9 protein-coding genes, 1 tRNA gene and 1 pseudogene are annotated in these 11,679 nt (G+C 70.6%); 8 read left to right on the top strand and 3 right to left on the bottom strand.

Annotated elements, in window-relative coordinates; genetic code table 11:
• The 5 genes and pseudogenes from ACZ4AA_RS37140 to ACZ4AA_RS37120 all read left to right on the top strand — a co-directional run.
• Positions 1-333, top strand: a pseudogene (locus ACZ4AA_RS37140) (DEAD/DEAH box helicase); the annotation flags it as partial.
• A gap of 215 nt (positions 334-548) precedes the next feature.
• Positions 549-3,668 carry an FG-GAP repeat domain-containing protein gene (locus tag ACZ4AA_RS37135; protein WP_467612714.1) on the top strand — a complete coding sequence of 1,040 codons (3,120 nt, stop codon included), beginning with the start codon at positions 549-551 and terminating at the stop codon, positions 3,666-3,668.
• A gap of 58 nt (positions 3,669-3,726) precedes the next feature.
• Positions 3,727-5,262 carry an amino acid permease gene (locus ACZ4AA_RS37130; RefSeq protein WP_467612711.1) on the top strand — a complete coding sequence of 512 codons (1,536 nt, stop codon included), beginning with the start codon at positions 3,727-3,729 and terminating at the stop codon, positions 5,260-5,262.
• Positions 5,263-5,384: 122 nt separating this feature from the next.
• Positions 5,385-5,460: transfer RNA gene (locus tag ACZ4AA_RS37125), tRNA-Lys, on the top strand.
• 364 nt (positions 5,461-5,824) lie between these two features.
• Positions 5,825-6,082, top strand: coding sequence for a LuxR C-terminal-related transcriptional regulator (locus ACZ4AA_RS37120; protein WP_467612706.1), 258 nt, complete (start codon positions 5,825-5,827; stop codon positions 6,080-6,082).
• 92 nt (positions 6,083-6,174) lie between these two features.
• Here the strand turns inward: ACZ4AA_RS37120 and ACZ4AA_RS37115 are convergent, their stop codons facing one another.
• Positions 6,175-6,468, bottom strand: coding sequence for a hypothetical protein (locus ACZ4AA_RS37115; RefSeq protein ID WP_467612703.1), 294 nt, complete (start codon positions 6,466-6,468; stop codon positions 6,175-6,177).
• 564 nt (positions 6,469-7,032) lie between these two features.
• Between ACZ4AA_RS37115 and ACZ4AA_RS37110 the strand changes: the two genes are divergently transcribed.
• Positions 7,033-7,938, top strand: coding sequence for a hypothetical protein (locus ACZ4AA_RS37110; RefSeq protein WP_467612700.1), 906 nt, complete (start codon positions 7,033-7,035; stop codon positions 7,936-7,938).
• Between the two features lie 126 nt (positions 7,939-8,064).
• Entirely contained in the window at positions 8,065-9,039 is a 975-nt protein-coding gene (locus ACZ4AA_RS37105) for a TIGR01777 family oxidoreductase (protein ID WP_467612697.1), read from the top strand.
• Here ACZ4AA_RS37105 and ACZ4AA_RS37100 read toward each other — a convergent pair.
• Positions 9,008-9,652 (bottom strand): GTP cyclohydrolase II, encoded by a 645-nt coding sequence (locus tag ACZ4AA_RS37100; protein ID WP_467612694.1) that lies wholly within the window; start codon positions 9,650-9,652, stop codon positions 9,008-9,010. The genes ACZ4AA_RS37105 and ACZ4AA_RS37100 overlap by 32 nt on opposite strands.
• A gap of 123 nt (positions 9,653-9,775) precedes the next feature.
• Positions 9,776-10,285 (bottom strand): MarR family winged helix-turn-helix transcriptional regulator, encoded by a 510-nt coding sequence (locus ACZ4AA_RS37095; protein WP_467612691.1) that lies wholly within the window; start codon positions 10,283-10,285, stop codon positions 9,776-9,778.
• A 159-nt stretch (positions 10,286-10,444) separates the two neighbouring features.
• On the opposite strand from ACZ4AA_RS37095, the gene ACZ4AA_RS37090 reads away from it, so the two are divergent.
• Complete coding sequence (locus ACZ4AA_RS37090; protein WP_467612688.1) at positions 10,445-11,590, top strand: dihydrofolate reductase family protein; 1,146 nt, start codon at positions 10,445-10,447, stop codon at positions 11,588-11,590.
• Positions 11,591-11,679: the final 89 nt, after the last annotated feature.

The raw sequence follows: 11,679 nt of genomic DNA, 5'->3' as shown, positions 1-11,679 counted from the left end.
TTCCGTCGCGATGACAACCGTGGTGGCGGCTTCAACCGCGATGACCGTGGCGGCCGTTCTTTCGAGCGTCGTGACGACAACCGCGGTGGTGGCTTCAACCGTGACGACCGTGGCGGCCGTTCCTTCGAGCGCCGTGACGAGCGTGGCGGTCACCGGGGCAGCGACCGTCCCTTCAACCGTGACCGTCAGGGCGACCGTCCCGCGGGCGGTGGCTTCCGCTCCGGCCACGACCGTCCGGCCGCCCGCCGCGACGACCACCGCACGACCGGCACCGGCACCGGCACCGGCACGTTCCGCCGCGACGAGAAGCCGCGCTGGAAGCGCAACGGCTGACCGCCGCTGATCTAGCCAACTGATGTGGCCCCCACCCGATTCGGGTGGGGGCCACATCGTCGTTTCCGGGGCAGCGGGCCGCGGGAAAATGTTCACCACCTCCCTTCCGACTCCCAGTAGGATCAACCGACTTCATGTGGGGATGCGACGGCTGAGGGTTGGTTCGGCGCCCGGGACGGTAGACGCGTCTCCTCACTGTTCCGGGAGGGGATCCCTTGCTCCACCATGCCTTCGTCCGTTCCTCGCGAGCGGGACGGGCCGGTTTCGTCGCGGCCACCGCGACGCTCCTCGCGGGTGGGATCGTCCCGCTGCTCCCGACATCGGCGTCGGCGGTGGGCGCCGCTCAGGAGACGGTGGTCCCCGCCGCGCTGCGGAGTTCGTACACGACGGCCGCGATCCGCGGCACCTCGACGGGCTCCGGACACGACGGCGCCGGGGCGCAGGGCGTCTTCCACACCCAGGAGGGCCGGGCGGGCCTGCTGTGGACGCGGTACTCCGACGGTGAGTCCGTCCCCGTTCCGCAGCGCGCCGGGTTGTCCCCCACGGGCACCGGCAGCGATGTCCTGGCGTACAAGGACGCCGACGGCCGGGTGGAGTTCTGGGACGCGACGGACGGCACGTCCCGCGGCATCCAGGTCCCGGCGGGCCTCGGCTATCTCACGGCCTTCGACAACCTGGGCGTCGGGTTCCGCAACGAGCCCGCCGCGGACGGGACGAGCACCCGGGTCATCCACCTGCTCACTCCGGGGGCCGACGGAAGCACCCGTGACGTGACCGTCGGCGGCGGACCGGCTGGGCTCCAGCTCGGCATCCCCGCGGGTGCCGACGCGAGGAGCGTCTTCCTGCGGGGTTCGCTGGACGGCGAGATGCGTCTGGTCGCGGTGGACCGGGAGAGCGGCCAGGTGCAGAGCTGGAGCGGTCCGCTTCCCGTCGCGTACAGCAGGGTGCTGATCGCGCCGGACCATGTCGTCGTCTTCGCCTACGACAAGGCCAAGGTCCTGGTGCTGCCCCGGGCGGACCTGTCGGCGGTACCGGCCGAGGTCGTGCTGGCGGGGACCGCCGACGGCGCGAACGCCACCCACGACCTGGCGGTCGTCGGAGACTGGCTGGTCAACGGCATGAACCAGGTCACCGCGCAGCCGATCTCGGGCGGGCAGGCGGTGACGCTGATGTCGTCCTCGAACCACGGGATCGCGGCCGGCCCCGGCGGCTCCGCCGTGAAGATCGGCCGCACGAGTGCCGACGACTGGGGGATCCGGCGCATCATCTCCGGTCCGGACGGCGCCCCGGTCGTCACCCAGGTCAGGCCGCTGCCCAGGCCGCCCTTCCCCGTCCAGGGGATCTCCCTCGACCAGGGCCGTCTCGTCGTCACGGACGACAGCCTGCGCGGGCACCGGGACGACTTCGTCCGGACCGTCGCCGCGACCGGCACCCCCTCCTACGGTGCGCGGTCCGAGTTCACGCCCTACGCGGAGACCGTGACCATCGCACCCTGCGCGACGACGGACGTGGCCTGCTCCGGGATCCACGGGACGGCCGACGGCCGGATCGCCTGGCTCGAACACTCCACGGCGACGAACGACCTGATCCGGGTCAACGGGCCGGGGAGCAGCGACCTCTGGGAGCGGAGCGTGCCCGCGGGCGGGCGCATCACCGACGTCTCGGGCAAGTACCTGATCCACACGACCGCCGACAAGCAGTACGTGTACGCGCTCGACAACGCCGGAGCCCCGGTGCTCACCCGCGCCTCCGGTGCCGCCGCCCTCTCCGGCGACGTGCTCTGGACGGCGGGATCGACGCCGGGCACCCTCACGGCGTACGACCTGACCGCGAAGCGGACGACCGAGACCCTCACCGTCGACGCCGGCTGCGTGCCCACCGAGCTCCAGGCCCTCGGCCGCTGGATCTACTGGACCTGTGACGGCAGGGCCGGTGTCTTCGACCGTACGGCGAAGAAGTCCGTCGCCGTGCCCGCCGGCGAGGCGAAGCTCGGTGACGGATACGTCGTCACCCACGACAAGACGGCAGGGAAGCTGACGCTCACGACGGTCGCGGGCGGCACCGCCGAGAGCCGGGTCATCGGCGACCTGCCCGACACCGGGGTCTCGCAGCGGGACGTGCGCTGGACGGTCGACGAGTCCGGCGCGAACGCCGCCTACGTGGACGGCCAGGAGCGCGTGCACCTCGTACCGTCAGGGGTGGCCCAGCAGCCGCTGCGGCTGCTGGCGCCCGCCGAGAACGTGCCGTCCGTCCGGGCCCACACGATCGACGCCACTCCGGACACCCTGGCCACCCTGCTGCTGTCGAAGCCGGCCGCGAACTGGACGGTGAGCGCGCGCAACCGCGCCACCGGCAAGACCTACGACGACGGCCGCGACAACGGTCCCGCGCGCGGTGAGGTGAACGTCGGCTGGTCCGGCGACGACCCGGCGCTCCCCGGCGACGCCTTCGCTCCGGACGGCTCCTACGACTGGACCGTCACCGTCACTCCCGCGGACGGTGTCGGCGCCCCGCTCCAGGTGCGCGGCACCGTCCGGCTGAAGGGCGGCAGCCCGGTGCGCCACGACCACGTCGGGTCCGGGGGAGAACCGGACGGCACCGGCGATCTGCTCACCCTCAACTCCTCGGGCGGACTGACCTTCCAACAGGGCGACGGGAAGGGCGGATTCGCCGGAAAGGTCACCGGCAACGGCTGGTCCACCAAGGTGGTCGCGGTGCCGTTCGGCGATCTGAACGGTGACCGCTGCAACGACGTCCTGGTACGCATGAGCGACGGGTCCCTGCGCGGCTACAAGCCCGCGTGCGGCACGGTGCCGACCCCCTCGACCTCGTACAAGGCGCTCGGCACCGGCTGGAACGCGTACGACGTCCTGACCTCGCCCGGCGACCTGACCGGTGACCGGCGGCCGGATCTGCTCGCGCGGAAGGCCTCGACCGGCGACCTCTACCTGTTCGCCGCGAAGAGCGACGGAACGCTCGCCGCGGGCCGGAAGATCCGTACGGCGTGGACGGGTTACACGAAGATCGTCGGTGCCGGGGACCTGAACGGCGACGGGATCGGGGACGTGCTCGCGCGGGACAGGGCGGGAACGCTGTACCGCTACAACGGCACCGGGACCGGCCTGCTGAAGGACCGGGTGAAGGTCTTCTCCGGCTGGGGCGCGTCGTACGACGCGATCGTCGGGGTCGGCGACATCACCGGCGACGGGAAGAGCGACCTGGTCGAGCGCGACACCTCGGGGAACGTCTACCGCAACGCCGGTACGGGGACGGGTTCGTTCGGCTCGCGCGTGAAGATCGCCGGCGGCTGGCGGGGCTACAAGGGCCTTTTCTAGCCACATTTCCCATCGGTACGGCGCATGTCATGCACCCGGCGAGGGAATCGCTGGGTGCATGACAGATGACGCCAGAGCGACTGGGCTGTCGGACGAAGAGCGGCTCGCCCAGCTCGGCTACACGCAGGTTCTCGCTCGCCGCATGTCGGCTTTCTCCAACTATGCGGTCTCCTTCACGATCATCTCGGTCCTGTCGGGCTGTCTGACGCTGTACCAGTTCGGGATGAACACCGGCGGTCCCGCCGTGATCACCTGGGGCTGGGTCGTGGTCGGACTCATGACCCTGTTCGTCGGGCTCGCGATGGCCGAGATCTGTTCGGCCTATCCGACGTCCGCCGGGCTGTACTTCTGGGCGCACCGGCTCGCCCCGGAGCGCAGCAGGGCGGCCTGGGCCTGGTTCACCGGCTGGTTCAACGTCCTCGGCCAGGTCGCGGTGACCGCCGGCATCGACTTCGGCGCGGCGCTGTTCCTCGGCGCCTATCTGAACCTCCAGTTCGACTTCGGGGTGACGCCGGGCCGCACCATCCTCCTGTTCACCGCGATCCTGATCCTGCACGGTCTCCTCAACACCTTCGGCGTGGGGATCGTCGCCCTCCTGAACAGCATCAGCGTGTGGTGGCACGTCGTCGGCGTCGCCGTCATCGTCGGCGCGCTGACGTTCGCTCCCGACCATCACCAGTCGGCCGGCTTCGTGTTCACGAAGTTCGTGAACCACACGGGCTGGGGCAGCGGGATCTACGTGGTCCTCGTGGGGCTGCTCATGGCCCAGTACACGTTCACCGGCTACGACGCCTCCGCCCATATGACGGAGGAGACCCACGACGCCTCCACGGCCGGGCCCAAGGGCATCGTGCGTTCCATCTGGACCTCGTGGATCGCCGGATTCGTCCTGCTCCTCGGCTTCACCTTCGCCATCCAGTCGTACGACAAGGAGCTCGGCTCGGCGACGGGAGCGCCCCCGGCCCAGATCCTGCTGGACGCGCTCGGCGCGACGGCCGGCAAGCTCCTGCTGCTCGTCGTGATCGGCGCCCAGTTGTTCTGCGGCATGGCGTCCGTGACCGCCAACAGCCGTATGATCTACGCCTTTTCGCGGGACGGCGCGCTGCCGTTCTCCTCGGTGTGGCACACGGTGCACCCGCGCACGCGCACCCCCGTCGCGGCCGTCTGGCTGGCCGCGCTGGGCGCACTCGTGCTCGGCCTGCCGTACCTCATCAACTACGCGGCCTACGCGGCCGTGACGTCGATCGCGGTCATCGGCCTGTACGTCGCCTACGTCATCCCGACGCTGCTGCGGGTGCGCAAGGGCGACGCCTTCGAACGCGGGCCCTGGCATCTGGGCCGCTGGTCCCGTCCCGTCGGGGTCGTCGCGGTCGTCTGGGTGGCCGTCATCACGGTCCTGTTCATGCTGCCCCAGGTCTCCCCGGTCACCTGGGAGACCTTCAACTACGCCCCGATCGCCGTTCTCGTGGTCCTCGGCTTCGCCGCGGCCTGGTGGCTGGCCTCCGCCCGTCACTGGTTCCTCAACCCCGCGCATCAGCGCACGATCGCCCGGGAGGCCGCCCGCAAGGGTGCACCCGAACCGGTCGATCCCTGACCTTGCGGGCCTTTGGCGCGGCCGGGTCCCCGATACCCGATCGGAGTCCCGGCCGCGTCCCGCTATGCTCGGGGATGCGTCGGCGCGAGCCGGTGCGCCGTGCCGGTGCTTTTCCGGTGCGGGGACCCTTAGCTCAATTGGCAGAGCAGTGGACTTTTAATCCATTGGTTGTGGGTTCGAGTCCCACAGGGTCTACCACCGCGGGAGAGGGGAAACCCCTCTGGCCCGCCGCACGGCGCCCGGGTCGGCTTCGGTCGGCTCGGGCGCTGTCGCGTTTGCGGATGCCCGCGCGCGACGCGGGAGCGGAGGGGTCCGCAGCCCGCGGATCGGCCGGGGCGGACCCCGTGCGACCTCGCCACCGGCGGTGACCCTCAAGGGAACCTCTGGGACTCTTTATGGGCGTGCCCCTGTCAGCGGCGAGGGCTAGGTTGATGCGTGATGACCGCCTTGCTCGGGGCACGGGGCTCTGCTGAGAAGGCGGGATCGGAAGGGACCTGCCGTGAAGACGTCCACGTGCGTCTACCGTCGCACCGGAACCGATCCGTTACAGGGAATCGCCAGTGTGCACTGCCTGACGGACCGGGAGAAGGAGGTGTTCCTCCTGCTGGCCACGGGTCTGGCCAACCGTCAGCTCGCACGGGAGCTTCGGATCGCGGAGCGGACGGTGAAGGCCCACATCGCGCGGGTCGTCGAGAAGCTGGGGCAGCAGACGCGACCTCAGGCCGCGGTGCTGGCCGGTCTCGCCCACGACGCCCTGTGCGCCGACGCGGACTGCGCCTACCGGCCGGAATCGGGACCGTCGGCTCTCCCCGTCATCTGAGACGACGACCGCGGTCCTCGTGGCGTCCCGGGGGGCGAGTGCTCGGCTCGCGCCCTGGGGCGTCGCCCGCTCGACGCGGGCCGCAGGCTACGTCACGCGCTGAAGGCGCTGATGAAGGCGAGGACGGAGAGCACGCCGACGGAACCGCCGATGAGACCGATGAGGGACTGCTTGCGGTGGATCTTGCGGGTGATTCCGAGGATCCCGAAGGTCACGGCGAGGATCCCGGTGAGGAGGGGGATCGCGAGTCCGACGAATGAGATGAGCGCCGCGGCGGCGGTCGAGGCGATGCCGAGAACCAGTGCGACGGGCCCGTAGGCGGAGGCGGGGGTGTCTGCGGTGTCGGCGGGGCCGGTGGCCATGCTGTGCTCCTCGGTCTTCGGCATCGGAGTCGTCGTGCGTGGGGGGGGCAAGAAATCCCGCACACCTCATGATGGCACTGCTCACGCGGGCTCCGGTGCGGAAAGCGTGTCCGGCCGTCCGATGAGGGTGCCCCGAGGGCAATGCGACAGGGCCCCAACGGGGGTGAAGCGGACGTCACGCTTCATGGGAAGGTCTTTCGCCGCGCCCGCTGGCTTGGTGAATTCAGGCCGGCGGGGGTGTCCAAAGGGGCAATACCGCAGGGCGCCCAGGTCTCTTTAGAGTCGGAGGCTCAGAAGACCGCGTACATCAGGGGGAATTCCATGAGGATGGCTCGTTCCACCGCAAAGGCGAGTTCCTTGACCGTCCTGCCGCTCGCGCTCCTGGCCGCCGGATTTCCGGCATCCGCTTCCCCCGGGAGCGATGCCGGCCCAAGTCCTCGTGAATTCTCCATATCCGCTCCGGGGGCACGGGGTCTGACCGATGTGACCGGGGTGGGCGCGCGGACCGCTGAGGGGAAAGCCCTGAAGGCCCAGGGGTTCGGCGTCATGCGGGCGGCGTCCGGCGTGACGGCGGTCGTGGACCGTTCCATGGCCGATCAGGGGATCGTCGCCGCCGCCGGCCGGTCCTTCGTGGACATCTCGTGGAAGGGCTACGCGAGGGACGCCAGGTACGTCGTCACCCGGAACGAGAAGACTGTCGCCACCCTCGCCCCGGGGACGGACACCTTCCACGACACCTCGGTGACCCCTGGCGGTGTCTATCAGTACGTTGTCGCGCCGGTACTGCCGAAGGGCGGGGACGCCAAGGCCCGCAAGTGGGGTATGAAGGTCGCGGTTCCCTCCGCGTCCCCGGGGGAGACGCCCCTCGCCGCGATGCGCGAGCAGGCCGTGTCGCGGGCTCTGGCCGCCGCGGCTGCCAGGACAACCACCCTGACCTGGGTCACCTTCATCCCGCAGAAGCGCATCGACGCCCCGCCCGCCGGCTGTGACTACGGGAGGGGCTTTCAGTTCGCCGGCGACGGTCATTCCGATTTCAACTGGAGGTCGTCGCAGTACCGTACTTCCCTGAACGCCGTGATCACGTGGAGTTCGAAGTCGGTCGCGGGATACAAGGACGTCCACGCGAGCCACGTCTACAAGAAGAGCACCGGCCGGCTGGTCGCCACCAGGACCGCGTCGTCGGGGAACATGGTCGCCAAGAAGTTGGGGTCAGGACGCAACTACGTGGACGTTCGGATGGTGACGCACGCCTCCAATCCGTTCTGTCACGTCGGTGCCATCGACGGCGCATTTTCGATGCATCTGACGACGAGCGGGAATTGGTCCATCATTTCCGGGACGCACCGGCTGATGCCGAACCACTACGTCTACATCTACAACGGTGGCAGGGTCACCAACGTCTACACGCGCAAGTACGCGAGCCCTGCGTGCCTGATCGGTTCCGCCGCCTGCCCGGTCGCCGACCTCACCGGTTACTACGGCTCGTTCTCATAGCCGGATCCGGCGCCGGGACCAGCGCCCGGGCCGGGTGCGATGCGCCCTCCGGGCGCGAGAAGGTCACATTTGAACGCGTTCAGTTTTCTGCGCTAGGCTCCCCCCGACACACGCGGGGGGAGCCTGATGAAGATAGTGATCCCTGGAGGGACCGGGCAGGTCGGCGCGATACTGAAGCGCGCGTGGACCGCCGAAGGCCATGAGGTCGTCGTCCTGACCAGGCGGCCGGTGCGCGTCGGCGACGTCCTCTGGGACGGCGAGACCCTGGGACCGTGGGCCGAGGCGATCGACGGCAGTGATGTCGTGGTGAACCTGGCCGGACGCAGTGTCAGTTGTCGCTACACCGCGGCGAATCTCCAGGCCATGATGGACTCGCGGGTGCGCTCCGCCCGAGTCGTGGGTGAGGCGATCGCGGCCGCGAAGCGGCCTCCCCGGGTCTGGTTGCAGATGAGCACCGCCACCGTCTACGCCCACCGCTTCGACGCCCCCAACGACGAGGCGACCGGCGTGCTCGGCGGCACCGAACCCGGCGTGCCGGGCTACTGGGCCTACAGCGTCGAGATCGCCAAGGCCTGGGAACGGGCGCAGGAGCAGGCGGAAACCCCGGACACCCGCAAGGTCGCCCTACGCTCGGCGATGGTGATGAGCCCCGATCGGGGCGGTGTCTTCGACGTCATGCTGCGGCTGGCGCGGCTCGGGCTCGGCGGCCCGGTCGCGGGCGGCGCGCAGTACGTGTCCTGGATGCACGACCGGGACTTCGTTCGCGCGGTCACGTTTCTGGCCGACCGGGACGACCTCGCCGGGCCCGTGAACCTGGCCGCCCCCGTCCCTCTGCCCCAGCGCACGTTCATGCGCGCGATGCGGGCGGCGTGGGGTGTCCCGGCGGGCCTGCCCGCGACGAGGTGGATGGCCGAGGTCGGCGCGTTCGCGCTGCGGTCGGACACCGAACTCCTGCTGAAGAGCCGCCGTGTCGTGCCCGGCCGCCTGCTCGAAGCGGGCTTCGCCTTCGACTACGCCGGGTGGCCGGAGGCCGCCGAGGACCTCGTGCGGCGCGTGCGTGGCGGGGGGTTCAGACCGCCGGGACGCCCGCGGGTTCCGTGAGTTCCGGCAGGGGCAGCGTGTGCTGGGTCTGGAGGACCTTGGCGCGCAGGTAGCGGACGTTGTGGGCGGTGGTGAAGACGCCCGTGGGGACGCGGTGGGAGACCGTGACGCCGAGTTCGCGGAGCTGTTCGGCCTTGTCCGGGTTGTTGGAGAGCAGGTCCAGGGAGCCGATGCCGAGGGCCCGGAGCATCTGGGCGGCCGCCGTGTAGTCGCGGCCGTCCTCGGGCAGTCCGAGGGCGGCGTTGGCGGCGTAGGTGTCCAGGCCCTGGTCCTGGAGGGCGTAGGCGTCGAGCTTGTTGTAGAGGCCGATGCCGCGGCCCTCCTGGCGCAGGTACAGCAGGACGCCGCCGCGGTCGGCGATCTGTTCCACGGCCTCGCGCAGCTGGGGACCGCAGTCGCAGCGCGCCGAGCCGAACACGTCGCCGGTCAGGCACTCGGAGTGCAGCCGCACCAGCGGGTTCGCGCCGGGCTCGCCGAGGACGACGGCCAGGTGTTCCTTGCCGTCCTCGAGCCCCTCGAAGGTCACGAGCTCGGCGTCGACGGAGTAGCCGTCGCCGAAGCGCAGGGGTACGCGGACGCGGGTGCGCACGGTGGCGTCGGGGTGGTCGCGCATGGTGTCTCTCCGTCCGGCGGGTTCGTACGGGACTGTGCTTCAGATTTGAAGCACAGCCGCAGGAACAGACACTACATCTGCTTAAAACTTCAAGCAACGGGGTTCACGTCCCGGTCCGGCGCCTCACGAGGAGCAGGAACGCCGTCGCCACGGCAGATCCTCCCCGGGGGCCCCGGGATCCCCGCTCTGGATGGCGCGGGTGATGGTCCCGCAGATCTCCTCCAGCTGGTCCACCTGCTCGGGGGTCAGATGGTCGAAGACCGCCGTCCGTACCGTCTCGACGTGCGCGGGCGCCACCCGCTCCAGGAGGGTCATGCCCTCGTCGGTGAGGACGGCCATGTGCCCGCGCTTGTCCGTGGGGCAGCCCTCGCGGCGTACGGTCCCGTCCTTCTCCAGTCGCGCCACCGCGTACGTCAGCCGGCTCCGGGTGATCTTCAGGGCCTCGGCGAGGTCGGTCATCCGCAGCCGCCGGTCCGGCGCCTCGGACAACCGGGACAGGATGGAGTAGTAAAGGTGGGGCATCCCCGCCTCCGCCTGGAGCCGGCGGTCGATGGCGTCCGCCAGCAGGGAGGTCGCGGAGATGTACGAGCGCCAGGCGCGCTGTTCGGCGGCGGAGAGCCAGCGGGTCGTCATGAGGCCAGTCTAGGTATTGTTTAAAAATTGAACCACTGCGCTTGAGTCACTGCACTCGAACCACTGCACTTGAGCCACTGCCCTTGCACAACTGCACGTGAACCTGCGCCTGAACCTGCGCTCGAACCCTGTGCGCGTGTGACCGGAGGATGCGACCCGATGCCCCGTCCCTACGTCCTGCTGTCCGCCGCCGTCTCCCTCGACGGCTTCCTGGACGACACCGGCCCCGAGCGGCTGTTGCTCTCGGGCCCGGCCGACTTCGACCGGGTCGACGAGGTGCGGGCGTCCAGCGACGCGATCCTGGTGGGCGCCGGCACGCTGCGCACGGACAACCCGCGGCTCCTGGTCAACTCCCCCGAACGCCGTGCGGCCCGTGTCGCCGGCGGCCGCCCCGCCTACCCGCTGAAGGTCACCGTCAGCGGCTCCGGCGAGCTCGACCCGCAGGCGCAGTTCTGGCACACGGGCGGGGAGAAGGCCGTCTACACGACGGACGAGGGAGCCCGGCGGGCGTCCGCCCTGCTGCACGGCCTCGTCGGCGTCGACATCGTGTCGACCGGCCCCGAGCTCGACTGGCGTGTGCTGCTGGAACACCTTCACGATGTACGGGGTGTGCGCCGCCTCATGGTCGAAGGGGGCGGCAAGGTCCACACCCAGCTCGTGCGCGAGCAGCTCGCCGACGAACTCCAGCTCGCCGTCGCCCCCCTCTTCGTCGGGCAGCCGGACGCGCCACGGCTGTTCGGGCCCGGCGCGTACCCCCTCGGCCGGATGCGGCTGGCGGAGACCCGGCCCGTCGGCGACGTCGTCCTCATCCGCTACGTCCCCACCGCGCCCGGCACCGGTCCGCTCGCCTCCGCGGCCGACCGGCGCTGGCTGGAGCTCGCCTGCGAACTCGCCGAGCTGTGCCCGCCCTCGAAGACCGCGTTCAGCGTGGGCGCGGTGGTGGTCGCCGCCGACGGCACCGAGCTGGCCCGGGGTCACTCCCGCGAGGGCGACGACCCCGTCGTGCACGCCGAGGAGGCGGCCCTCGCCACGATCGACCCGGCCGATCCGCGGCTGGCCGGCGCCACCGTCTACAGCAGTCTGGAACCGTGCGCCCACCGCGCCTCCCGGCCCGTGCCGTGCGCCCGGCTCATCCTCGACTCCGGTGTGCGGCGGGTCGTCACCGCCTGGCGCGAGCCCGACACCTTCGTCACGGACGCCGACGGGAACGGGCTCCTCGCCGCCGCGGGCGCCGAGGTCGTGATCCTCCCCGAGTACGCGGACCGCGCCCAGGCCCCCAACCGGCATCTGGCGGCCCGGCCCTAGTGACCTGAGTCAGAGGTTCGTCGTTAGTCGGGCATGAGTCGTCCGGGTCCGAGGATTCCGCCGTTGTCGGTCACTGATGCCCAGCGGGC

It is taken from the genome of Streptomyces sp. NPDC024698, from assembly GCF_055559015.1.
This window is presented reverse-complemented; position numbering and strand designations above follow the sequence as displayed.

Excerpts from the sequence above, each read along its gene's own strand:
- ACZ4AA_RS37095 (WP_467612691.1), bottom strand. The coding sequence starts at position 10,285 with ATGACGACCCGCTGGCTCTCCGCCGCCGAACAGCGCGCCTGGCGCTCG.
- ACZ4AA_RS37105 (WP_467612697.1), top strand. The coding sequence starts at position 8,065 with ATGAAGATAGTGATCCCTGGAGGGACCGGGCAGGTCGGCGCGATACTG.
- ACZ4AA_RS37110 (WP_467612700.1), top strand. The coding sequence starts at position 7,033 with ATGGCCGATCAGGGGATCGTCGCCGCCGCCGGCCGGTCCTTCGTGGAC.
- ACZ4AA_RS37090 (WP_467612688.1), top strand. The coding sequence starts at position 10,445 with ATGCCCCGTCCCTACGTCCTGCTGTCCGCCGCCGTCTCCCTCGACGGC.
- ACZ4AA_RS37115 (WP_467612703.1), bottom strand. The coding sequence starts at position 6,468 with ATGCCGAAGACCGAGGAGCACAGCATGGCCACCGGCCCCGCCGACACC.
- ACZ4AA_RS37130 (WP_467612711.1), top strand. The coding sequence starts at position 3,727 with ATGACAGATGACGCCAGAGCGACTGGGCTGTCGGACGAAGAGCGGCTC.
- ACZ4AA_RS37100 (WP_467612694.1), bottom strand. The coding sequence starts at position 9,652 with ATGCGCGACCACCCCGACGCCACCGTGCGCACCCGCGTCCGCGTACCC.